The sequence below is a fragment of the Dyella sp. 01N448 genome (assembly GCF_056399225.1).
Genome location: NZ_JBFTQX010000020.1, coordinates 57,526 through 80,419, shown reverse-complemented (window position 1 = coordinate 80,419; position 22,894 = coordinate 57,526). Strand labels below are relative to the sequence as shown.

At 64.6% G+C, this 22,894-nt stretch carries 19 protein-coding genes; 9 read left to right on the top strand and 10 right to left on the bottom strand.

Going from position 1 to position 22,894, the window contains the following annotated elements:
- Positions 1-16: 16 nt before the first annotated feature.
- Both AC1DKY_RS20050 and AC1DKY_RS20045 read right to left on the bottom strand, forming a co-directional pair.
- Entirely contained in the window at positions 17-1,423 is a 1,407-nt protein-coding gene (locus AC1DKY_RS20050) for a C40 family peptidase (RefSeq protein ID WP_441605422.1), read from the bottom strand.
- Positions 1,424-1,431: 8 nt separating this feature from the next.
- Positions 1,432-2,583 (bottom strand): DUF819 family protein, encoded by a 1,152-nt coding sequence (locus AC1DKY_RS20045; protein WP_441605421.1) that lies wholly within the window; start codon positions 2,581-2,583, stop codon positions 1,432-1,434.
- 138 nt (positions 2,584-2,721) lie between these two features.
- Between AC1DKY_RS20045 and AC1DKY_RS20040 the strand changes: the two genes are divergently transcribed.
- From AC1DKY_RS20040 to AC1DKY_RS20010, 7 genes are all read left to right on the top strand, one after another.
- Positions 2,722-4,218, top strand: coding sequence for a transglutaminase-like domain-containing protein (locus tag AC1DKY_RS20040; RefSeq protein ID WP_441605420.1), 1,497 nt, complete (start codon positions 2,722-2,724; stop codon positions 4,216-4,218).
- A gap of 44 nt (positions 4,219-4,262) precedes the next feature.
- Positions 4,263-7,265 (top strand): TonB-dependent receptor, encoded by a 3,003-nt coding sequence (locus AC1DKY_RS20035; RefSeq protein WP_441605419.1) that lies wholly within the window; start codon positions 4,263-4,265, stop codon positions 7,263-7,265.
- 64 nt (positions 7,266-7,329) lie between these two features.
- Positions 7,330-8,595, top strand: a complete 1,266-nt coding sequence (lysA, locus tag AC1DKY_RS20030; RefSeq protein WP_441605418.1) for a diaminopimelate decarboxylase — start codon at positions 7,330-7,332, stop codon at positions 8,593-8,595.
- Positions 8,592-9,809, top strand: a complete 1,218-nt coding sequence (locus tag AC1DKY_RS20025) for a dipeptidase (RefSeq protein WP_441605417.1) — start codon at positions 8,592-8,594, stop codon at positions 9,807-9,809. The genes lysA and AC1DKY_RS20025 overlap by 4 nt, the downstream gene beginning before the upstream one ends.
- Entirely contained in the window at positions 9,799-11,352 is a 1,554-nt protein-coding gene (locus tag AC1DKY_RS20020) for a serine hydrolase (RefSeq protein ID WP_441605416.1), read from the top strand. Before AC1DKY_RS20025 ends, AC1DKY_RS20020 begins: the two co-directional genes overlap by 11 nt.
- A gap of 13 nt (positions 11,353-11,365) precedes the next feature.
- Entirely contained in the window at positions 11,366-12,064 is a 699-nt protein-coding gene (locus AC1DKY_RS20015) for a M15 family metallopeptidase (protein ID WP_441605429.1), read from the top strand.
- Positions 12,065-12,111: 47 nt separating this feature from the next.
- Entirely contained in the window at positions 12,112-13,134 is a 1,023-nt protein-coding gene (locus tag AC1DKY_RS20010) for a serine hydrolase domain-containing protein (protein ID WP_441605428.1), read from the top strand.
- Position 13,135: 1 nt separating this feature from the next.
- On the opposite strand, the gene AC1DKY_RS20005 is transcribed toward AC1DKY_RS20010, so the two are convergent.
- The 4 genes from AC1DKY_RS20005 to trpE all read right to left on the bottom strand — a co-directional run bounded on the left by AC1DKY_RS20005 (position 13,136) and on the right by trpE (position 16,594).
- Entirely contained in the window at positions 13,136-13,369 is a 234-nt protein-coding gene (locus AC1DKY_RS20005) for a hypothetical protein (RefSeq protein WP_441605415.1), read from the bottom strand.
- A gap of 142 nt (positions 13,370-13,511) precedes the next feature.
- Complete coding sequence (locus AC1DKY_RS20000; RefSeq protein WP_441605414.1) at positions 13,512-14,195, bottom strand: hypothetical protein; 684 nt, start codon at positions 14,193-14,195, stop codon at positions 13,512-13,514.
- A 213-nt stretch (positions 14,196-14,408) separates the two neighbouring features.
- Positions 14,409-15,116, bottom strand: coding sequence for a hypothetical protein (locus tag AC1DKY_RS19995; RefSeq protein ID WP_441605413.1), 708 nt, complete (start codon positions 15,114-15,116; stop codon positions 14,409-14,411).
- A 2-nt stretch (positions 15,117-15,118) separates the two neighbouring features.
- Complete coding sequence (gene trpE, locus AC1DKY_RS19990) at positions 15,119-16,594, bottom strand: anthranilate synthase component I (protein WP_441605412.1); 1,476 nt, start codon at positions 16,592-16,594, stop codon at positions 15,119-15,121.
- Positions 16,595-16,770: 176 nt separating this feature from the next.
- Between trpE and AC1DKY_RS19985 the strand changes: the two genes are divergently transcribed.
- Positions 16,771-17,982, top strand: coding sequence for a hypothetical protein (locus AC1DKY_RS19985; RefSeq protein WP_441605411.1), 1,212 nt, complete (start codon positions 16,771-16,773; stop codon positions 17,980-17,982).
- 128 nt (positions 17,983-18,110) lie between these two features.
- Here the strand turns inward: AC1DKY_RS19985 and AC1DKY_RS19980 are convergent, their stop codons facing one another.
- Genes AC1DKY_RS19980 through pdsR form a run of 3 tightly spaced genes read right to left on the bottom strand, consistent with a single transcriptional unit; the run spans position 18,111 to position 21,425 of the window.
- On the bottom strand, positions 18,111-20,123 hold the full coding sequence (locus AC1DKY_RS19980) for an ATP-binding protein (protein WP_441605410.1): 2,013 nt from the start codon (positions 20,121-20,123) through the stop codon (positions 18,111-18,113).
- A 25-nt stretch (positions 20,124-20,148) separates the two neighbouring features.
- Positions 20,149-20,736 carry a hypothetical protein gene (locus AC1DKY_RS19975; RefSeq protein WP_441605409.1) on the bottom strand — a complete coding sequence of 196 codons (588 nt, stop codon included), beginning with the start codon at positions 20,734-20,736 and terminating at the stop codon, positions 20,149-20,151.
- Entirely contained in the window at positions 20,736-21,425 is a 690-nt protein-coding gene (pdsR, locus tag AC1DKY_RS19970) for a proteobacterial dedicated sortase system response regulator (RefSeq protein ID WP_046972653.1), read from the bottom strand. The genes AC1DKY_RS19975 and pdsR overlap by 1 nt, the downstream gene beginning before the upstream one ends.
- Positions 21,426-21,809: 384 nt before the next feature.
- Here pdsR and AC1DKY_RS19965 point away from each other — a divergent pair, with 384 nt between their 5' ends.
- The gene (locus tag AC1DKY_RS19965; protein WP_441605408.1) at positions 21,810-21,941 is read left to right on the top strand and encodes a hypothetical protein; all 132 of its coding nucleotides are present in this window, start codon (positions 21,810-21,812) and stop codon (positions 21,939-21,941) included.
- Between the two features lie 253 nt (positions 21,942-22,194).
- Here AC1DKY_RS19965 and rpe read toward each other — a convergent pair whose 3' ends face one another.
- Positions 22,195-22,875 carry a ribulose-phosphate 3-epimerase gene (rpe, locus tag AC1DKY_RS19960; protein ID WP_441605407.1) on the bottom strand — a complete coding sequence of 227 codons (681 nt, stop codon included), beginning with the start codon at positions 22,873-22,875 and terminating at the stop codon, positions 22,195-22,197.
- Positions 22,876-22,894: the final 19 nt, after the last annotated feature.

Genomic DNA, 22,894 nt, shown 5'->3' with positions numbered 1-22,894 from the left:
TGGAGGCGCAAGACGATCACGGATGCACGCGCACGATGCTGGTCATGCGGTCGACATAGGTGTGCTTGTCGTCGTACATCAGCGGCAGCAGCGGCGTCACCGACACCTCGTTGAGCTTGACGCGGCGCATGCCGCCCTTGCCGTCGCGATAAGCCATGCCGCCGGTGTCGTGGATCACGTAGGGCTCGCCATCGAGCTTGCCGATCACCATCATCACGTGGCCGGGGATATAGACCAGGTCGCCCACCTGCAACGCCATCGCGACCTTGAGGCGCGCGTCGTGGCTGTCCTTGTCGCCGAATGCCTGATGAGTGAGGCCCGGGCTGATCGCCTGCTTGCTGGTGTTGCGCGGCATCTGCACGCCCATGCTGCGATAGACGTCCGATACGAAGCCGCTGCAATCGCGGCCATCGTAGTCGTGGCCCCAGCCGTATCGCTCACCGAGGAATTTGAAGGCCTGGCGGATGATGTTCGCGTCGGTGAGCGGCAGATAGTTGTCCTGCGTGTCAACGTTGCGCTGGATCAATGTCGGCGAGAACGCCAGCTTGCCATCGGGCTGGCGGATCGGCAGATCGACCACGTACGACGCATACGGCGACTGTCCGTTCACCGGCTCATCGGCCGGATGATCCGACAGCACCGGCACGGCCACTCCCATATCCAGTTGCAGCTGCGATACCGCCGGCTGCTCCGGCGTGAACACCGTACGGATGGTGCTTCCCGTCACCACGCGTTGCGGCAGGCGCCCGCCATACGCGAGCACATCCGCCGTCGCCCCTTCGGCGACATTGTCGCGATGCGTCCAGGCGGCATAGCGCTCGCTCACCACGAACAGCCAGCGGCCGTCGCGACTGGTGTGCGCGATCAGCACCGGGGTGCCGGGGAATTCCGCGGTCTCCTGGAAGCGATCGATATCCGTATCGTCTTTGGAGGTGAATACGCGCGTGTCGGTCGGGAACGTGCGCAAGGCGGCGCGCTGCACGATCATGCCGTAACGGCTGGTCTGCTGTGCCGGCACGGCATCGAGCGCGAGCGCCTCGGTGAGCTGCGCGCGCAAGCTGTCGGGCACCGGCTGGCCCTTGTCGTCAAACAACGGGCGCTTGGGATACTGCGAAAGGTCGTTGATCCAACCAGTCACCATGGCGCGATCGACGTTGGCCGGGACGCCATGCAGGTCGTGCATGGACCCATCGACCCTGAGCAGCTTCGCGTTCTGCGCGCCGATGGCATCGATGCCCGCAAGCACGCGATCAGGCTGCGCCAGCTGCTTGATCCAGAAATCCGGCGCCAGCATCGCGTTGTTGCTGATGCCGAGCACGCCCGAAGGCGGCACGGGGACGGGGTCGGGCCGCTGGTCCGCCAAGACCGGGGCCGCGGCCAGCGCGGCGAGCAGACACAACGTCAGGCGAGGCATGAGTCGCATGCTGATTCCTATGCAATGGCCAGCGACGACATCACCGACGCCACCAGCAATCCAAACCCTGTACCGAGGATATAACCGAGCAAGGCCAACAGGATGCCCACCGGCACCAATGAACGCGAGTAGCTGGCGGCGAGTATGGGCGTTGCCGCTACGCCGCCGATGCAGGCCAGCGAGGAAATGCCGCAGAGATACAGATCGAAATGGAATACCCGCGCGGCCAGCGCCAGCAGCACGGCATGGATGGCGATGATGCAGACGCCGCACATGAGATACAGCGGCGCCGAGGCAATGCCGTCGAAATTGCTTTGCGAGGCCAGGATGGCCACCACGCTGATCAGCATGGCGCTGGAAATCGTGCTGGCGCCAGCGAAGCGCGCCAGCGGTGTATGCGCCGCCACCAGACCGAAGGCAGTGGACAGCATGATGGTCCAGGTGGTGGACGACACCATCTCGGTTACCGGCAGGCGCCCGGCAAGCCATGCGGACAGCGCCGCCACCAGCAGGGCCATGCCCAGCCACAGCAGCACGTTCTCGGAGGTGGTCGGGCCGTGACTGCGCGAGGGCTCCACCACCATGTCGGCGCTGGAGGTGGCGCGAGTCCAGCGATTGAACTGGGTGGCCACGCGGCCCAGGCCGAACAGCACCACCACCCACATCGAGTAGCACAAGGCATCGGTGAGCAGCGAAAACGCCAGCAGGCGATCGGGCATGCCGATGGCTTGCTTGACCGCCACCATATTGGCCGTGCCGCCGATCCAGCTGCCCGACAGCGCGGCCAGCGGCTGCCAGGCATCGCCCTTCAGCCAGACGCGGAACATCAGGAAGGTGCCGACGAAGGCGATGAACAGGCACACCATGGTGACGAAGAACACCGCAAGGACGCGCGGCCCCAGCCGGTAGATCGCCCGCAGGTCGCAATTGATCATCAGCAGGAATAACAGGGCCGGCACCAGGTGCTCGATCAGCATGCTCTGGGTAGCGCGGATCTCCGCATTGACCTGCCACAGACCGGTGACGGCCAGCGCGGTCACCAGCAGGTAGGTCAGCACGATCGGCGGCAAAACCTCGAAGAAACGCCACTTGTAGCGCCGCTCCAGGGCGGGAAACAGGCCCGCTGCCAGCAACATGACAGCGAGATAAGGCCAGGCCGTGTGGATCATGCGTCCCCTTTGAATCCCGATCATCGTCGTCTTTGGAATATCTGATTCGGACGACGTTTGATCGAAGCATAAATTATTGACCGTCGATTGCAAGCGTGCTACACAGCGACTTCGCTTTTTCTTACGGGGAAGTGGCAGGTGCAGACGGTGCGACCCATCTCGTCCTTGCGACGTCGGCGATATTCGCTGGCGACGGCGCTTGCCTGCCTGCTGCTCGCCGGTGTCGCATCGGCCGCCACCCAAGCCCCGGTGCAGCATGCCATTGCGCAGATCGATGCGGGACAATTCAGCGCGGCGGAAGCCGGTATCACCAGCGCACTGGCCCAGCCCGGGGTATCGCCGGAGGTGCGTGATGCACTGCAGTTCCAACGCGAACGCATGCGCCGCATCCGGCTCGATTTCACCTTCGATGCCGATGCCGCCAAGGCCAAGGTGCGCAAACAGATTCCCGACCTCACCGACGCGGAGTTCGCGCGCTGGGATCAGCAGGGCTTGCTCGAACATCAGGTGATCGACGGGCGCACGCTTTACTTCAAGCGTGCGCCGGGCAACCTGTTCCTGCTCAGCAAGGATGCTGCCGCACGGCGCACGCATCCGGCGCCGTCCAACGACGACCCGATGGAGACGCTCAACGATCACCATCGCGACGCGCGTCGCGAAGCGCTCGCTACGCATCGCAGCAGCGTCACGCCCAACCATGTGCGCGTCACCGAAACCGTCACCGTCAACGCCGATGCCGTGCCCGCCGGCGAGACGGTACGCGCCTGGCTGCCGTTTCCGCGCGAACTGCCGGGACAGCAGGAAGGCGTGCGCCTCGTCGACAGCCAGCCTGTCGGCGCTCAAGTGGCGCCGGCCAGCACGATGCAACGCACGGTCTATCTGGAGAAGCCGGCCGTCGCAGGCAAGCCGACCACGTTTGCCGTCACCTACGAGCTGACCATTTACGCGCAATACCACGACATCGATGCGTCCAAGGTGGTGCCGGCGAAGATCTCGCCCGAGCTTGCGCCCTTTGTCGCCGAGCGCGCGCCGCACATCGTCTTCACCGACGACCTGCGCGCGTTTTCGCGCAAGGCCGTGGGCAACGAGACCAACCCGTATCGCATCGCGCAGAAGTTGTTCGCTGCCGTGGACCAGATTCCCTGGGCCGGTGCGCGCGAATATTCGACCATCGGCAATATCAGCGATTACACCCTGCATGCCGGCCATGGCGATTGCGGGGAGCAGACCATGCTCTTGATCGCCCTGCTGCGCCTCAACGGCATCCCGGCGCGCTGGCAATCAGGCTTTATTTTCTCCGACGGCAAGTACAACAACATCCACGACTGGGGCCAGCTTTACCTCGCGCCCTATGGCTGGGTGCCGATGGACGTGACCTTCGGGCAGCTACATCCGGTGCCGGGCGACGACCTGGCCTTGCAGTGGTTCTATCTCGGCGGGCTGGACGCCTACCGCATCGCCTTCAACAGCGATTTCAGCCAGCCGCTGGTGCCAGCCAAGCAGTTCTTCCGGTCGGAGACGGTGGACTCGCAGCGCGGCGAACTGGAGTGGCGCGGCGGCAACTTGTACTTCGATCAATGGGACTACGACTTCACGTGGCAGCTGCTGCCGGCGACTGAGCGCGCCAGCAGATAAGCGGTCTTTACATCAACGACGACAGAACCGGGGGAGACGGGGAAATGGTCAGTCGTACTTTCCGCAGGACCATGCTGTGCATGGCGTTGGGCATGGGTCTGGCTTCGATGGCCACGCCTCCGGCATTTGCAGGCAATAACGACGGCACGGTGGTCGGTCACACCGAACCCGGCGCACTCGTCACCATCAGCAATCCGCAGACGGGTTTCACCCGCTCGGTGACAGCCGACGACAAGGGCAATTACCGCATCTCGTTCCTCGCCATCGGCGATTACACGCTGTCCGTGGCCAAGGACGGCAAGACCATCACGCAGTCCACGCCCGTCACCGTGACGCTGGGCAATGCCACCACCGTGAACCTGGGCGGCAACAACGCGACCAACCTGTCGGCAGTCAATGTCACCGGCACGTCGATCATCACCGCGGTGGACGTCACCTCAACCGAGTCGTCCACCAATATCTCGCGTGAAGAGCTGCGTCGCCTGCCGGTGGATCAGAACATCGCCGCCGTGGCGACACTCGCGCCAGGCGTGGTGAAGGGCGCATCGGCGTTTGGCGGCTTGTCTTTCGGCGGTTCGTCGGTGGCGGAGAACGCCATCTACGTCAACGGCCTCAACGTCACCGACTTCTACAACCGCAATGGCTATTCCGAGGCACCGTTCAACTTCTACCAGGAATTCCAGGTGAAGACCGGCGGCTACTCGGTGGAGTTCGGCCGCACCACCGGCGGCGTGATCAACGCAGTGGCGCGCTCGGGTTCCAACGATTTCCACGCGGGCGTGGAAATGACGATGGAACCGGGGGCGTGGCACGCGCAGGCAGAGGATCGCTACGACGCCAACGGCAATCGCTACCTCACGGCCAGCGAGGACCGCGATTCGCTGATGAAGACCAACATCTACGCGTCCGGCCCGATCGTGAAGGACAAGCTGTTTATCTTCGCCATGGTGGAACAGCGCGGCGACAACCCGCGCAACACCAACGACGAGGGCACCACCCTCACCAGCAACAGCTCCAGTCCCGACTTCTGGGGCACTACCATCGACTGGCACATCAACGACAGCAACCTGCTCTCGCTGATGGCGTTCTCGGACAAGAGCAAAAACGTCGGCACCGTCTACAACTACGACTACGACACGCACACCATCGGCGCCAAGACCAATACCATCTACACGGACACCGGCGGCAAGAACTGGTCGCTCACCTATACCAACTACCTCACCGACAACCTGTCGATGAAGGTGTTGTACGGAGAGAACAAGCGCGAATCGTTCAATCGCGCGCTCACCGACCTCGATTGCAACCACGTCGCCGCTGAAACCGCCGTTCCCAAGCCTGGCGTGCCGTTGGGTTGCACGACGAATACGGCGGTGGAGAAACGAAACGACAAGCGCAAGGAAGGCCGCGCCGACTTCGAATGGAAGCTGGAAGACCACCTGCTGCGTTTCGGCTACGACCACGAGGACGACGACTCTGTCTACAGTCGTCACTATCCGGGCCCCGGCGCGATCTACTACAACGTCTATGCGGCCACGCCCGGCTCGACCATCCCCAATCCCAACGGCGGCGGCGTGATTCCGCCGGGCTACAACGGCTATGTGCGCGCCCGCCGCTACGAGATCGCAGGCAATTTCGACACCACCAACAACGCCTTCTATCTGGAAGACAACTGGCAGGTGACGCCCAACCTGCTGCTCAACGCCGGCATCCGTCGCGATGGCTTCGACAATATGGACGCCGCTGGCCGCAGCTATATCAAGATGGACAATATGTGGGCGCCGCGCTTGGGCTTCTCGTGGGACGTGAAGGGCGACGGCACCACCAAACTCTATGGCAACCTGGGCCGCTACTACCTGCCGGTGGCCAACGTGATCAACATCAAGCAGGCCGGTGGCTTGCTCGATCAGCGCACGTATTACGCGTTTGGTGGCTGGCAGACGCTTACCGATGCCAACGGCAACCAGTACGCCATTCCCGTCCTCGGACCGCAGCTGGGCGGCGTGGACACGTCGCAGGGCGACGGCACCGTGCATGACCTGCGTTCGGAAGTGAACAAGGATATGCAGCAGGTCTACCAGGATGAGCTGATCATCGGCTTCCAGCAGATGCTCAATGACAAGTGGTCGTGGGGCGTGAACGGCACCTACCGCAAGCTGCACAATGCCATCGACGACATGGAGATCAGCGCCACCGGCAAGTGCGGTCCGGACGGCTACATCGGCTGGGTGATGGGCAATCCCGGCAAAAAGAACAAGGTGTGGGGCGACACCAACTGCGACGGCACGGCCGATGGTTGGGTCACCGTGGATACGTCCAAGGAAGGCTGGGCGATGTACGACGAGGATGGCAACTACCTGGGCCAGCGCGGCTGGGTGAATCCCAAGCGCACCTACACCGCGCTGGAATTCCAGCTGGATCGCGCCTGGGACAACAAGTGGTCGTTCAATGCGTCCTACGTGTTGTCGTGGAACCGCGGCAATGCGGAGGGCCCGGTGAACTCCGACACCAACTTCGACGACACCGGCCGCACCGAGAATTTCGATGATCCGTGGGTGAACTTCGGCGGCGACGGCTACCTGCCCAACGACCGTCGTCATCAGCTCAAGCTGCGCGGCACCTATGCCATCACGCCGAACTGGCAAGTGGCGGGCGACGCGAATATCGCTTCGGGTGGCCCCATCACCGGTTTCGGCGTCGGCAATCCGTATGACGCCACGGTGTACCACAGCTACTACATCTGCGTGGCCAACTGCGATGCGGCGCGTTCGGAAGACCGCGTGTACGAATCCTCGCCGCGCGGCAAATACGGCCGCATGCCGTGGACTTACACCCTTGGCGCCAGCATCACCTACTTGCGCCAGCTGGCCGACGTCGGCCAGCTGCGCGTGAAGTTCGCGGTCTACAACCTGCTCAACGAACAGCGCACCATCCAGGTGGACCAGGATCTGCAGACCACCATTTCCAACAGCACCAGTTCCACCTTCGAACAGCCCTTGCGTTTCCAGTCGCCTCGCTTTGCGCAGTTGACGGTGTCCGTGGACTTCTGACGAGTCCGTCCCCACCGGCAGCCTGCGTGATGCAGGCTGCCGTTTTTTTGCGACAGGCTCGCCCATGATGGACACGATCGCTTCACCCTGCGCCAAGCTCGACGGCGTCGACCTGCACGCGCTGGCGGACCGTTTAGGCACGCCGCTGTATGTCTATTCGGCCAGTGCGATCCGCGAACGCATCGCTTCCCTGCAGTCCGCCCTGCACGGCACCGACCACCTGATCTGTTTCGCGGTCAAGGCGAACCCCAACCGCGGTGTGCTCGCCTTGATGCATGGGCAGGGCATCGGCGCGGATATCGTCTCGGCCGGCGAGCTGTGGCGTGCGCGGCAAGCGGGCATACCCCCAGAGCACATCGTGTTTTCCGGCGTGGGCAAGACCGAGGCGGAGATCGCCGAAGCTTTGGAGGTCGGCGTCCTGCGTTTCAATGTGGAATCACACGACGAGCTGCTGGCCTTGCAGCGCGTGGCGCTGGCTCTGGGCATCAAGGCTCGTGCCGCCGTACGCATCAATCCCGACGTGGATGCGCTCACCCACGCCAAGATCTCCACGGGCCGCGCCGAGAACAAGTTCGGCGTGAGCATCGAAGAGGCTCGGCGCTGGTTTGCCAAACGCGATGAACTCAGCCATGTGCAACTCGATGGCCTGCATGTGCATATCGGATCGCAGATCCTCCAGCTGGAGCCATTTCGACAAGCCTTGCAGCGCGTGGCGGCTTTCTGGCGCGAACTGGTGGCGCAGGGGCATGCGATCAACAGCATCGACGTGGGTGGTGGCCTGGGCGTTTGCTATCGCGAAGGCCACGATCACCCGATCGATGCAGCTGCCTATATCGAGATGGTACGCGAAACCCTGGCCGGCTTTGAAGGACGCCTGCTGTTCGAACCCGGCCGCTATCTGGTGGGCGAGGCCGGCCTGCTGCTGACGCGCGTGATCCGCCTCAAGCAGGGCGACGAGCGTACCTTCCTGGTGTTGGACGCCGCCATGAACGACTTGGCCCGGCCCAGCCTGTACGATGCATGGCACGACATCGCGCCGGTAGCCGGGGACGCACGCTCGATGACTTCTTACGACATCGTGGGACCGGTATGCGAAACCGGCGACACCTTTGCCAGGGCACGCGCCCTGCCCGCCTGCGTTCCCGGCGACCTGTTGATGATAGGCACCGCCGGCGCTTACGGCGCCTCGATGGCCTCGACCTATAACTCGCGCCCGCTCGCTGCCGAAGTGATGGTGGATGCGGGCCGCTACGCTGTCGTGCGACAACGCCAAAGCTTTGAAGACATGGTCGCCGGCGAGCAGCCGGCCAAACACTGGGAAACCGCATGAAGACTCTCGGCTTACTCGGCGGCGCCATCGCGCTTGCAATCACGCTGGCCAGCGCTCCCGCCCGGGCGCAGCAGGATCCGCCGATCACGCTCGACACGCACGTGGACATTCCCTTCGGGTATATGCACGAGGCGCGCTTCGACTTCGGCAAGACGACGCCGATGCAGGTGGACCTGGACAAGATGCGCCGCGGCGGCCTGGACGCCGTGTTCTTCATCGTCTACGTGGACCAGGGCCCGCTGACGCCGGCCGGTTACGCGCATGCCGTGGCCCAGGCCAAGCGCAAGTACGACGCTATCGACCTGATGCTGAAAACGTATCCGGATCAGATCCGTCTTGCCACCACGCCGGAGCAGGTGCGTGCCAACAAGGCCGCGGGCAAGCTGTCGGCGATGATAGGCGTGGAGAACGGCTACTCGCTCGGCCACGACATCAGGAACCTCGACCTGGCCTATAAGCGCGGCGCGCGTTACGTCGGCCTCGCCCATATGGGCAACAACGACCTGTGCAGCAGCTCCACGCCGCAAGCGGACCTCGGCGACACCCCGCTGCCGGAATACGGCATCACCGATTTCGGCCGCAGCGTGGTCAAGCGCGAGAACGAGCTGGGCATCATGGTCGACGTGTCGCACTCCTCCGACGCCTGCGTGCGCGAGGTGCTCGCCTTGTCCACCGCGCCGGTGATCGCCTCGCATTCGTCCTCGCGCGCGCTGATCAACCATCCGCGCAACCTGTCGGACGATCTGCTGCGCGCCATCGCTGCCAAGGGCGGCGTGATCCAGGCGGTGGCGGTGGGCGAGTTCATCAAGCTTGATCCGGGTCGCGAGATGGCCGTCAAAGCGCTGCAGGCGCAAGTGGCCAAGCAGGCTGGTGCCAAGACTTTCGACAGCGAGAAGCACGAATACCTGCCCGCCTATATCGACGGCATGAAGCGCATCGATGCGGCCTTCCCGCCCGCAACAGTTGATGAGTACGTCGCGCACATCAAGCATATGGTTGAGGTGGCTGGCATCGATCACGTCGGCATCGCCTCGGACTTCGACGGTGGCGGCAGTCTCGCCGGCTGGTCGGATGCCACGCAGACGCGCAATCTCACGGCGGCGCTGCGCCGCGCCGGCTTCAGCGATGCGGACATCGCCAAGATCTGGGGCGGTAACTTGCTGCGTGTGTGGGACGAGGTGACCAAGCACGCTACGGCAGGTCATGCGGGCTGAGCGAATACTGCGGCGGTGGGCGGTGGCGATCGGGCTTGCCGTCGCCGCCAGCGTCGCCACGGCAGCCGACGCGCCGTCCGCGGCCCAGCTCGATCCCATCGTCGATGCAGTGATGGCGCGTTATCACCTGGCCGGCCTGGCCGTCGGCGTGATCGACCACGGCGAGGTGATTTACACACGCACGCTTGGCGAACGCGTGGCCGGCTCCGGCCAGCCGGTCACGCCCGATACGCTGTTCAAGATCGCCTCCAACAGCAAGGCGATGACCGCCACCCTGCTCGCTCGACTCGTACAAGAAGGCAAGCTGCGTTGGGATGCACCGGTGCGCAGCTACCTGCCTGATTTCCGCATGGCCGATCCCTGGGTCACCGAGCATATGCAGGTGGGCGATCTGCTCACCCATCGCAGCGGGCTGCGCGAGGGTGCCGGTGATCTGATGCTGTGGCCGGAACCCAACGACTTTACGCGCAAGGACATCGTGCATGCGCTGGCGTATCTCAAGCCGGCCTACAGTTTTCGCGCGGGCTACGCCTACGACAACCTGCTCTACGTCGTCGCCGGCGAAGTGGCCGCAGCCGCGGGTCATGATCGTTACGACGCCTTGCTGCGCCGCGAAGTGTTCCAGCCGCTCGGCCTCACACGTTGCCAGATTGGCGCATGGGGGCGGGACGCCGTGGGCAACGTCGCCCAGCCGCACATGCGCGGGCATGATCGCAACATCGTGATCAACGCCGACGACGTGGAGATTCCCGACATCACCTCGGCCGCTGCCGGTGGCGTGCGCTGCAGCCTTGCAGACATGCTGGTGTGGGCGCGCAACTGGGTCGCACCGACACCGCAGCAGCTGCAATGGCTGACGCCCGAACAGCGCCAGATCCTGTGGACGCCCTACACACCGATGCCGATCTCGGCCCGGCGTCGCGCCTGGGATGGCACGCGTCTGTATGCCTATGGTTATGGCTGGCGCATTGCCGACGTCGATGGCGTGCACACGGTGTCGCATACCGGCACGCTGTCCGGTATGTATTCGGCCATGACCTTGCTGCCCGATCGCCAGGCCGGTTTTGTCGTGCTGATGAACAGCGAGGCGGAGGATGCACGCACGGTGTTGGTCGAGGCGTTGACCAAACAGTTCACGTCGCCCGCCAATGCGCACGATGTCAGCTGGTACGCCGACCAACTCGATCGCGCAGCGGCTGCCTCCCGCAAAGGGGCTACGCCGCCCACCTCACAACCAGCCAGAGCGGATGAACTGCGCAGCCGGTGGGGTCAGTGGCGTGACCCATGGTTCGGCGCGATCACCTTGTGCCCGCAAGGCAAGGCACTGCGTTTCGCCGCAGTCAAGTCGCCGCGACTGACGGGCACGGTGATGCGCGCCGGCCAGCGTTACCTGGTGCACTGGGATCACGGGGACGCCGACGCATGGCTAAGTTTCCCCGCCGACAACCACGGCAGCCTGCACATGAGCAAGGTCGATCCCTCTGCGGACTTCAGCTACGACTTCGAAGATCTCGCCTTTCATCGGGAGCACGGTTGTGACTAAGCGCCCACGCTTTATGCCCGGAGTCGCGCTGCTTGCGCTCGTCGCACTCGCGCATGCCGACGGTGCACCCAGGCTGTCGCCGGCAACCACGGCGGCACAAGCGGGCCTGGTCGATATCCGTCGACTCGCGCCCGATATCGCCGAGGACATCAAGTACGCCGGCAGCGACAATTTCGTCGGCAAACCCGTGGATGGTTACCTCGCGCCCAAGTGCCTGCTGCTCAAGCCCGCCGCCGAAGCGCTGGCACGCGTGGAGCACGACCTGCATGCGCAGCACCAGCGACTCAAGCTGTTTGACTGCTATCGCCCCGCGCGAGCCGTGCAGCATTTCGTGCGCTGGGCCGGCGAACTCAACGACCAGCGGACCAAGGCCACGCACTATCCGAAACTGGACAAGAGCGCGCTGCTGGGTGACTACATTGCACCGGTCTCCGGCCATAGCCGCGGCGCCACGGTGGATCTCACGCTGATGCAATGCGATGTCACCGACAGTCACTGCGCGCCGCTCGATATGGGTACCGATTTCGACTACTTCGGCACGCTGGCCAACACCGATTCACCGGAAGCCAATGCCGCGCAGCACGCCAACCGCGAGATCCTGAAGCGCGCGATGGAACGAGAAGGTTTCCGCAATTATGCGATGGAGTGGTGGCACTACACGCTGAGCCCCGAGCCCTCGCCCGACACCGTCTACGACGTGCCGGTGCAATGACCGTCCCGCCAATGACGAGGCCAGCCCTGATGCGCCAGTGGGTTTTCATGTGTGTCGCCGTTCTGCTCTGCTCCGGCGTGGTGCACGCGAGCGAGGTCGACGACTTGATGTCCCGCTACCAGGGCAACGGACCGGGTGCATCCCTGCTGGTGATCAAGGACGGCAAACCCTTGGTCAACCGCGGCTACGGCCTGGCCAACCTCGAGACACACGAGGCCGCCACGCCAGCTACCAATTATCGACTCGCCTCGGTCAGCAAGCAGTTCACGGCGGCGGCAATCCTGCTGCTGGCCGAACGCGGAAAACTCAGCCTGGACGATCATGTTCGTCACTGGCTACCGGAGCTTCCAGCCGCGCATGAGCAGATCACCATCCGGCAATTGCTCAGTCACGCCGGCGGCCTGATCGATTACGAAGATCTGATGCCCGCCGATGCCACCGCGCAGATCAGCGATGCCGACGTGCTGCGCATGCTTGCCGCGGAGCCACGCAGTTATTTTCCGCCGGGCACGGCGTATCGCTACAGCAATGGCGGCTACGTGCTGCTGGGCTTGATCGTTGAACGCGCATCGGGAAAGTCCTTGCCCGATTTCCTCGCGCAGAATATCTTCCGGCCGCTGGGTATGACGCACACGTTGCTTTACGTGCGCGGCGGCCCTCAGGTGACGCATCGCGCCTACGGTTACAGCGAAGAGAACGGGCACTGGGTGCAAACCGACCAGAGCCCCACCAGCGCGACACGCGGCGATGGCGGCATCTACTCCTCCATCGACGATCTCGCGCGCTGGGATGCCGCGCTCTACGACCATCGCCTGCTGTCCGATGCATCGCGTCGTCTTGCCTTCAGTCCCCAGAACAAAATCAACGACGAGCCCGATGTGGACAGTTACGGCTACGGCTGGCGCATCCACGGCGACGTGCTCTGGCATTCGGGCGAGAGCATCGGCTTTCGCAACGTCATCATTCGCTGGCCGAAGCAGCACGTGACGGTGATCCTGCTCAGCAACCGCAACGATCCGGAACCCTATCGCACGGCGCTCGCCATCGGGCAGCTGTACCTGAAGCCTTGAATCAGGTGACGCTGCGCCACGGGTGGTAACCCGGCAAACGGTGGGTGTCCTGACTCGCCATAAGGACGCGGGTGGCGCCACCGCCGCGCGTGGCTTCGCGTTCGGCCAGCAGCGTGGCCAATTCCAGCGCATTGACCAGCACGCAACGCCGACCGACGGGCGAGCCGTCGCGCAACACACGCCAGCCCTCGCCCTGTTGGCGTGCGACCAGATATTCGATGATGGGGGCGTCCATGAAGAAACTCCGCGCCAGGCTCGCGCCTGCACTGTGGGTCGGGATTTCTACACGTTAGCCAGCACGCATCCGGCAAAACATCGGAATAATCCGAAAATGCCGGGGAGCCGGAGAGAATCCGGCTCCCTCAGGCAATCGCCGGTCAGTTGGCGGCGATGCCAGCCTGCTGCAGGGGCACGCAGGCATCGCCCGCGCACTCGATCTGCACGTCGCTGGACGCCGGACACTGCGATCGGAACATTGCCTTGCTCCCGTCGACCATCACCACATGGATGGCGCGATCGCATTGACGAGAGGCCGCCACGTTCTGCGCGGCGTTGAACATGCTCTTGCTCACGCGACCGTCGAGGCTGGCCAGTCCATCGGCCGTGGGCGTGGCATACGTCGCGCCCGGCGTCGCGTTGACGCTCGGATAGGTCGAGGCCAGCGCATACGCCGAGGGCAGCACGATGGTGAGCTTGTCCGGATAGTGATGCGAGGCGCCGTCCGAGAAATCGATGGCCAGGCCGACGATGCCACCAATGATCAGGTTGCCCCACACCATGCCGCGGATGCTGGCGTCGTAGGACTGCTGCGCGATCTGCTTGCCGTCCTGCTGGCAGGTCACGCTGAGATCGTGCGACGAGCGATGGACCACCGCCGTACCCGGCGTCGTCACGCGCACCTGGCCGGTGCCATTGCTCAGCGTGCAATCGGCATGGATGCTCTGGTTTGCCGCACGCGCATCCACTTCCACCTTCTGATAGCGGCCACCCACGATCGACGCGCACGCCGATACGCTCAAGGCGCACGCCATCACGACGGCCTTCTTCCCTAAATGCTTCATGTCATTCCCCTGACTTGGTCCCGCGCATTCCCAGACATCCCCCCTTGGACGTCCGTAGCGCTGGTTGAAACAGGTGGCGGTGATGCGCATCGCGTTCGTATTGCACGAACGCACTGTCAGACGACAGTTCGACGCAAGACAGTCAGCCCCCGTGACTGCGTCGCGCATTTTTATCGAAGACGCGAATAAAAAACGAGGGGTTCGATATCTAACTTATGGCCGAGGCAGCGTCGGCGCAGCGAAGGCAATAACTTGCGATGTATAGGTTTCGACCACCAGGCTGAAGGGGCGATTGGCCTGATCGAACAACAGCGCACGGTGTTCGAGCACATGCGGCGGCATCACCAGTGAGGTGTTGTTCGCAGGCGGCAGCGTGGGCTTGCTTTCCCAGCCTTCGGGCAGCGGCGACCACAGCAATTGCGCGGACAAGGTCTGCCGGCGGAAGTGCAAGGCTTGCACCACCTTGCCGAACGGCGTGTCGGTGCTGTCGAGCTCGTGATTCATCGCATCGGTGAGGCGCGAGGGCACGTACCAGTTGTCTGCTTCGGACAGCACATGCTCGCCGCAGGCCAGTTGCACGCGGCGATAGCGCACGGGTTCGTCCGCGCCGATCTGCAGCTGGTCGCGCGCATCGGGCGGCAGCGGCTTGTCTTCGCCCTGCACGCGTTCGGCAACGATCTTGGCCACCGGCGCGAGCTGATGCGCGGCGCACCAGCGCTCCAGCGTGAGCGTGGCGCTGGGATGGCTGAGCAACTCGGCATTGAACGACTGCAGCAGCGCCAGCGCCTCGAGCCGCGAGGTGGCATCGTCGCGCCAGACCGGCGGCGTGCCGACCTCGCGCGCATGCAGCGGCGCCACCAGCAGGCTGCTGCCCAGTCCCAGCGCACACGACCAGGCCGCTCCGCGTCGTAGACGGCGCATGCTCAGAGACCCTTGGCTGCCTGGGCCACGGCGCGAAACAGCGCGCGGCCCTTGCTCATGGTTTCTTCCCACTCCGATGCCGGATCGGAGTCGTACACGATGCCCGCGCCAGCCTGGACGTGTAGACGTCCATCCTGGATCACGGCCGTGCGGATCGCGATGGCGGTATCCGCATCGCCCCACCAGCCGATCCAGCCGATCGCACCGGCATAGATATTGCGCTTATACGGCTCCAGCTCCTGGATGATTTCCAGCGCGCGGATCTTGGGCGCGCCACTGAGCGTGCCGGCCGGGAAGGTCGCCTTGAGCACATCCATATAGCCGACATCGGGACGCACGCTGCCCTGCACCTGCGACACGATATGCATCACGTGCGAGTAGCGCTCGACCACGAACGATTCGCTCACTTCCACGCTGCCGGTTTCGCTGATGCGGCCGATGTCGTTGCGGCCCAGGTCGATCAGCATCACGTGCTCGGCGCGTTCTTTCGGATCAGCCAACAGTTCGGCTTCCAGTGCCTGGTCTTCTTCCTCGGTGGCGCCGCGCTTGCGCGTACCCGCGAGCGGACGCACGACCACCTTGCCATCCTTCAGGCGAGCGAGGATCTCCGGCGAGGAACCGACGATCTGCGTGTTGCCCAGATCGACGAAGTACATGTACGGCGAAGGATTGAGCGCACGCAGTGCGCGATACACATCGACCGGTCGCGCATTGAATCCCACGCTCAGTCGCTGCGACGGCACCACCTGGAAAATATCACCGGCGCGGATGTACTCCTTCGCGCGCTCCACCATCGCTTCGAACTCCTCCTTGGTGAAGGAGGATTTGAAGTCGCCCTCGTCCAGCGCGGTGCTCTGGTTGAGCTGGGGGTAGGACACGCCGCTCTGGCGCAGGCGATAGACCAGCGCATCGAGCCGGCGCTGTGCCGCCGCATACGCATGCGGCTGCGAGGGGTCGGCATGCACGATCAGGTACAGGCGGCCCTTGAGGTTGTCGAACACGGCGACTTCTTCGGCCAGCATCAGCAGCACGTCGGGCGTGCCCAGTTCGTCCGGGCGATCCCATTGAGCGAGGCGAGGCTCGATATAGCCGATCGTCTCGAAACCGAAGTAGCCCACCAGGCCGCCGGTGAAGGCGGGCAGTTGCGGCAGGCGCGGCACGTCGTATTGCTTGCGCAGGGTTTCGATCTCGCCCAGCGGATCGGCCACATGGCGACGCTCGGTCACTTCGCCGGCGTCCTCCACTTCCAGCTCGTGGCCGCGAAAGCGGTACACGCGCCTGGCAGGCAGGCCGATGATGGAATAGCGCCCCCAGGTGGCGCCGCCCTCGACCGATTCGAACAGGAAGGTATACGGGCCATCGGCCAGCTTCAGGTACACGGACAGTGGCGTGTCGAGGTCGGAAAACACCTCGCGCACCAGCGGGATACGGGTATGACCCTGCGCTGCCAGCGCGTCGAAATCGTCTCGGGATATCACGTGGGGATCCGGATGGCCAAGCTTGAACGGCCATTGTAGGGGTAGCGAGGCGGGGAACCGAAGCATCCCTTCACGATCTCCCCGTGCACTTGGGCCCACGTGCCGCTTGTTCAGCCGCGCCAGCACGCCTAACCTTGCGGTATCGGTGCACATGGCTGCATCCGCAGGGGAAATCGATGGGTATGGACCAACGTTGCCTGGTACTTTCCGGTCGCCTGCTCGATGGGCAGGACCCTACCGCCGTGCACGAACGCATGGCTGCCGCCTTTGGGATGGAGATGGCGGGCTTCCGCGAACGCGTTTTCTCGCGGGCGCCCTTGATCATTCGCCGCGGCCTTGAGCCCGATGCTGCCGAGGCACAAGCGGCGCAACTGCGCGGCATGGGCGTGGAAGCGGACGTATGGCCCGACGGCGAACGGCTGATCTGGCTGCGCCGTGACCAGCAGGTACGTGGCCCGCTGCCCGAGGGTGCGCTGGCCCGCTATGCGCAAGAAGGCGACCAGTGGTGCCATGACGGCGGACAGAGCTGGTTCGCCTGGACGCCCGCATCGACCAGCGCGGAGCCGCCTCCGCTGCCTGCGCAGGAAGCTGCGATCCAATCCGATGTGCCGCCGTCGACCGAACCGTTGAGCGAGCCACTGCTGCTGGATGCCGAGCACAGCTATACCGCTCAGGAACCGCCGCCCCTGCCCACCGCTGCGACGCCGGCGCCGGTCCGCAAGCCTTTTTCCACCGCAGCGGTCTTTGCCGCCCTGTTCGCTTTGCTGGCACTGCTGTGGCATCCGCTTTCGCCGGTCGCGTTGTTGCTGGCGCTGTGCACTCTGGTCTATTTGTTTCAGCGCCCCCTGCTGCGCGGCCGCGCAGTGGCGGTCGTGGCCGTGCTGGTCAGCGTCGGCGCGCTCGCGCTATGGATGCACAAGCCAGCGGCCACCCTGGCGTCGCAGCCTTATGTGCCGCGACCGCTGGAGCCTTTGTCGAAAAGCGCACCGGCCACCGTGGCCAGCAATCAATGCATGGCCAAGACCGCCGCGCCCAAGAACGACGAAGACCGCTTCCTGCTCACCGGCCAGCGCCTGCTCACCGGTCGCGCCCAGCGCAAGGGCGACACCTATGTGGCAGAAGCGGCCGTCTCGGTGGACGATCAATGCCAACCCAACGCATTGCAGCTCTATGTCTTCCACAACGGCGTCTTCATCGGCACGGCGCTGGACACGGCCACGCGCCTGGCCAATACCAAGCTGACCGATTTCGACTTGGTGGATGACCAGCACCTGCGCGTGACGCTCGCCCAGTGCACCGACAAGCCGGCCAGCTGCGCGGCCACGACGGTGCGGCAGATCGCGGTAATGCCGGGTGGTGGTGGGTGGACGTTGGGGGAGATGAAATAGCGCGAGGTTGTTCGATCTCGATGACCTGGCGGATCCCTCACCCTCTGTGGGAGCGCACCCTGTGCGCGACGGCCACCGACAGAGCGTCGCGCACAGGGTGCGCTCCCACAGGGGTCGTTTGCTTCGCTTCAGAGCCTTTGCCGCGGCATTCCATGCAGCTGCAGCGTAAACGCCACGCCGCTGCCGTCCTCCAGGTTGCGCGCCACCGCCACGCCACCGTGGCGCTCGGCGACCAGGCGCACCACATAAAGGCCCAGCCCCAGGTGCGGCGCATCGCCGGGCGTCGCCTTGTCGCGCAGACTCACCAGCGAATCGAACAGGCGGCCCTGCATCGCTGCCGGCAGCGGCGGCCCTTGATTGGCGAGCTCGATCTCGGCGCCATCGTGGGTGGCGCGCAGGGTGAGGCGCAGCCAACCATCTTCCGGCGTGAATGACAGCGCGTTGTCGAACAATTTGTCCAAGGCCTGCGCGATCAATTCAGGTGCGCAATGCATGAACAGAGCGTCGTGCGGCAACACCGCCTGCATCCTGCGCGTGCCTGCAAGGGGACGGTAGGCCTCGCTGCAGCCGCGCACGACTTCGACCAGGTCCACGTCTTCCGGTTCGGCCGCGGCAATGGAGCGCTCCATCCGGCTGGCTTCGCTCATCGCGCGCACCAGCATGCCCAGGCGTGCCACGCCATCGCGCGCGCGCTGAAGGTAGGGCGCGGCATCAGGCGGCATCGCGTGTTCGGCTTGCAAGGCGTGCTCGAGGTTGTCCAGCGAGGACTTCACGATCGCCAGCGGTGTATTCAATTCGTGGGAAAGTTTGGAAGCGAGCGTGCGCAGGTAGTCGGTGTAGCCACCCACCACCTCGAACAAGCGCTCGAAGCTGCGCGCCAGATCGCCGATCTCGTCTTCCGAGGAGGTCATCGGGAATGGGCCGTCCAGACGTCCATCGTTCAACTGCGCACGCTCGGCGGCGTCGCGCAGACGGCCAAGGCGAATGCTCAGGCGCGTGGCGAAGATCAGCAGGATCGCGCCCGCCACCAGCAGCACGCCAAAGCTGGTCAGCAACAGGCCAAGCAGTGCGCGGTTGGCGAGCAAGGGCACCGCGCGGCTGGCCTGCTCCAGCAGCAGCACGCCGCGCACCTGACCATCGCGTTCGATCGGCACGGCGGCCGCGAGCACCACACTGCCGCGGGCTTCGCCTTGTCGCCACAGCGTGGCCGGCTTGCCCAGGCTTGCTTCGTGCACCTCGCTCACATCCAGCCGCGGCACGTCCTGCGTCCACAACTCCGCGTCGTCCACCTGATTGGCGAGCAGGGAGCGATACACCAGCGAGGCAAACCAGCCCGGCTGATCGCCCGGCGCCGATGCAGGGGTGGCGAGGCGGCCGGTCTGCGCGAGCAGCCAGCCCTGGGGCGCGAGCACGCGCGCTTGCACGCCATCGAGCGCCAGCAGGCCCAATTCCTTCGATAGCGCGCTGGAGTAAGTCACCAGCGGTCGGCTCTGCACGGCCGCGGGATCGCCGCCGGTGGCCGGATCGAACACGGCCAGCCCCAGGGCATCCAGCCCGGGACTGCGCGGCACGCGCAATTCCACCCGATAACCGCCGCCGTCTTCCTGCCATTGCGCGGTGATGCGCGTGGGCAGGCCATCGACCGGCGGATCCAGCGGGCGCGCGGTCAGCTGTCCCGGCGCCGCGCTGGCGAGCAGGTAGCGACGCGATTGCTCGCCCTTGCCCAGGCTCAGCACCAGATGATCGGCGCGCAAGGCGGTGGGATCGTCCGCATCGGCACGCGTGCGCTGCGCACCGCGCACATCGGCATACAGATAGAGCCAGTCGGCATCTTCGGCCAGCAGCAGCTTGCCGCGCTTGTCCAGCGGCTGGCTCCACGGCGTGAGCGGCGCCCAGTCGTCGCCGTAGCCGTCGATGGTGATGGGATTGCTCGCCTCCTGCACGTACCACACGGGACCTGCCGGCGGCAGCGGCGCATCGGTGACGACCAGGCTGCGCGCCATGGCGCGCGCCGAAGCGGTAAGCGCCTGCGCCTGCCCCTCGCGCAACAGGGTTTCCATCTGGCGCACGTACAACCAGCCGGCCACCGGCAGGGCCAGCGTGCAGAGGGCGACCAGCAGCAGTTTGTGGCGAAGGTTCATGGCGCGACGATACTGAAAACGCCGCTCAATGCTGCGTCTTGGCAGCACCCTGCCCGGCCGACGCTTGCCTGGTGTATTGCGACAGCCCGGCCACGTGACGGAACAAGGCGAGCAGGTCCGCCTTCTGTGCATCGTCATGCGCCAGCGTCAGCGACCAGCTGAAGCGGATGCCGCTGGCCAGACCGGGATCGCAGAACACCACCGCATCGTCCTTGTGGTCGCTGCCTTCGAACAGCACGCCGCGGCAGTTCACCGTCTTGTTGTCGACGGCGAACACGCTCGCCTTGCCGGCCGGATCGCGTTCCAGATAGCGATGCCTGTCGTCCTGCAATTCGGCCTCGAGCGAGGAGAGCTTGGCGTTCCAGACGTTGAGCACGATCACGCGCTCGGGCTCGCCGGTCCATTCGCCCTTGTACATCACCAGGTTCACGCCGATCGCCTTGGCGTACAGGCAGCAGTCCTGCGTCCAGCCGTCAGGCGTGGACGCCCGAATCGTCCAGCCGGGAACGTCCCCATCCGCTGCGCCCGATACGCTCGCCACCTTGTCTGCAGGCGCGGCCTGCGCAATGGATACCAGCAGCAACCACAGCAGCCCCCAACACCAGCGCTTCATCACGGCTTCCATCGATAACCCACGCCATGCACCGTCTCGATGGCGTCGAACTCCGGCGCCACGGCGATGAACTTCTTGCGGATGCGCTTGATGTGCGAGGTGATGGTGGCGTCGTCCACCACCAACTCGGCCTCACGCATCAGCTGGTCGCGATTCTTCACGTGGCCGGGGAAACGCACCAGCGTGTGCACCATCCAGAACTCGGTGACCGTGAGCGGGATCTCTTCGTGGTTCCAGGTGATGCGCATGCGCTCGGACTCGAGCTTGAGCGGGCCGTGCTCGATCACCGTCTCGCTGCTGGCCGGCACCTTGAGCGATTCGATGCGGCGGAACAGCGCCGCGATGCGCGCCGCCAGCTGGTGCAGGCTGGTGTCCTTGCTCAGATAGTCGTCCGCGCCCAGGCGCAGGCCGGAGATCACGTCGAAATCCGAATCGCGCGCGGTGAGGAAGATGATCGGCAGCGTGGCCGACTTGGCGCGCAGCTCGCGGCACAGGTCAAAGCCGCCTTCGGGCTCGTCGCCTAGGCCGATGTCGATGATGACCAGCTCGGGCAGGCGCATCGCGAACGCGCTGGAGGCTTCCTGCCGCGAGCCGTAGCCACGCGTCTCATAGCCGAAGCGGTTGAGCGCTTCGACGTAATTCGCGCGGATCAGCGGCTCGTCTTCGACGATGGCGATACTGCGGCCCATGCTTCACTCCTGAGGATTCCCTGGCAACGCCGCGCAGCGTGAAGCCTGGGCCCAGGCCGCGCAAGCCATCGCCACGCAATGCCCGCGTTTCGCCATGTTGGGCCGGCTGGCCGCCACAGAAGGTGGGACCGGCGTCACGATCGGGCGTGGCCGCCCGAGGCCGGGCCGATCTTGCCCGCGTTTTGCCATATCCGGGTCCCGCCCTATGCCCTTGCCGGCCGCCCAATGGGCTCGTCCTTGCAGGAGTCCAGTGATGCGTCCCACCGATCAAGCCCATGTCGATCCCAACGCCGAATTGCGGGGTTTTGAGCCGCTTCGCGTGATCTTGGCACTCGGTGGGCTATTACTAGGGCTGGTCATGAGCCTGCACTGAGGAGACCCGCTATGAGCAGCGACTTCGACCTGAACGACCCCTTCTTTTCCTTACCCGTGGAAGCCATGGAAGCGGCTGGTGCGCATGGAAGCGCGCCGGCCGCCGGGGCGGACGAACCCGACCCCGACTGGCAACCCATGTAACCACCGTGTTCCCATCCTAGGCACGTTCCTTCCCCGCCCACCGGCGGGGATTTTTTTCTAGCGTTAACAAAGCGCTATCGAAAGATGATGACGTCTCGACGGGAACCAAATCGCAAAAACCCGGTCAGAAGTTCTGACGGTCGCGGATTCTTGCCGTGGATCAGCGGCCGTTGTGTGGTCTCCTCACACGTCGTTCCGACGAAACTTCTCCCGGCGTTAACAGCGCCGGGATTTTTCTGTCCGGAACCGCTGATCAGCCGCGCACGGCGGCCAGCTGCTGATGCATGGCCGCGATCACGGCCTGGTAGTCCGGCGCGTTGAAGATGGCCGAGCCGGCCACGAAGGTATCCGCGCCCGCCGCCGAAATCTCGCCGATATTTGCCGCTGTTACACCGCCATCGATTTCCAGGCGGATCGGCCGGCCGCTTTCATCGATGCGACGGCGCACTTCACGCAGCTTGTCCAGCGCAGAGGGGATGAACTTCTGTCCGCCAAAGCCCGGGTTCACCGACATCAGCAGGATCAGGTCGAGCTTGTCCATCACATAGTCGAGCCAGTCCAGCGAGGTGGCCGGGTTGAACACCAGGCCTGCCTGGCAGCCGGAATCCTTGATCAGGCCCAGGGTGCGATCCACATGCTCGCTCGCTTCCGGATGGAAGCTGATCACGCTTGCGCCGGCCTCGGCGAAGTCCGGCACGATGCGATCGACCGGCTTCACCATCAGGTGCACGTCGATCGGCGCGGTGATGCCGTAGTCGCGCAGCGCCTTGAGCACCATCGGACCCATGGTGAGGTTGGGTACGTAGTGGTTGTCCATCACGTCGAAGTGCACCCAGTCCGCGCCAGCGGCCAGCGCCTTGGCGGTGTCCTCGCCCAGCCGGGCGAAGTCGGCGGAGAGGATGGAGGGGGCGATGACGTTGGTTTGCTTGCTCATATTCGGTTTCCTGTAGGAG

Coding starts and splice junctions, on each gene's coding strand:
- AC1DKY_RS20050 (WP_441605422.1), bottom strand. CDS start 1,423: ATGCGACTCATGCCTCGCCTGACGTTGTGTCTGCTCGCCGCGCTGGCC.
- AC1DKY_RS20045 (WP_441605421.1), bottom strand. CDS start 2,583: ATGATCCACACGGCCTGGCCTTATCTCGCTGTCATGTTGCTGGCAGCG.
- AC1DKY_RS20035 (WP_441605419.1), top strand. CDS start 4,263: ATGGTCAGTCGTACTTTCCGCAGGACCATGCTGTGCATGGCGTTGGGC.
- lysA (WP_441605418.1), top strand. CDS start 7,330: ATGATGGACACGATCGCTTCACCCTGCGCCAAGCTCGACGGCGTCGAC.
- AC1DKY_RS20025 (WP_441605417.1), top strand. CDS start 8,592: ATGAAGACTCTCGGCTTACTCGGCGGCGCCATCGCGCTTGCAATCACG.
- AC1DKY_RS20020 (WP_441605416.1), top strand. CDS start 9,799: ATGCGGGCTGAGCGAATACTGCGGCGGTGGGCGGTGGCGATCGGGCTT.
- AC1DKY_RS20015 (WP_441605429.1), top strand. CDS start 11,366: ATGCCCGGAGTCGCGCTGCTTGCGCTCGTCGCACTCGCGCATGCCGAC.
- AC1DKY_RS20010 (WP_441605428.1), top strand. CDS start 12,112: ATGTGTGTCGCCGTTCTGCTCTGCTCCGGCGTGGTGCACGCGAGCGAG.
- AC1DKY_RS20005 (WP_441605415.1), bottom strand. CDS start 13,369: ATGGACGCCCCCATCATCGAATATCTGGTCGCACGCCAACAGGGCGAG.
- AC1DKY_RS20000 (WP_441605414.1), bottom strand. CDS start 14,195: ATGAAGCATTTAGGGAAGAAGGCCGTCGTGATGGCGTGCGCCTTGAGC.
- AC1DKY_RS19995 (WP_441605413.1), bottom strand. CDS start 15,116: ATGCGCCGTCTACGACGCGGAGCGGCCTGGTCGTGTGCGCTGGGACTG.
- AC1DKY_RS19985 (WP_441605411.1), top strand. CDS start 16,771: ATGGGTATGGACCAACGTTGCCTGGTACTTTCCGGTCGCCTGCTCGAT.
- AC1DKY_RS19980 (WP_441605410.1), bottom strand. CDS start 20,123: ATGAACCTTCGCCACAAACTGCTGCTGGTCGCCCTCTGCACGCTGGCC.
- AC1DKY_RS19975 (WP_441605409.1), bottom strand. CDS start 20,736: ATGAAGCGCTGGTGTTGGGGGCTGCTGTGGTTGCTGCTGGTATCCATT.
- pdsR (WP_046972653.1), bottom strand. CDS start 21,425: ATGGGCCGCAGTATCGCCATCGTCGAAGACGAGCCGCTGATCCGCGCG.
- AC1DKY_RS19965 (WP_441605408.1), top strand. CDS start 21,810: ATGAGCAGCGACTTCGACCTGAACGACCCCTTCTTTTCCTTACCCGTG.
- rpe (WP_441605407.1), bottom strand. CDS start 22,875: ATGAGCAAGCAAACCAACGTCATCGCCCCCTCCATCCTCTCCGCCGAC.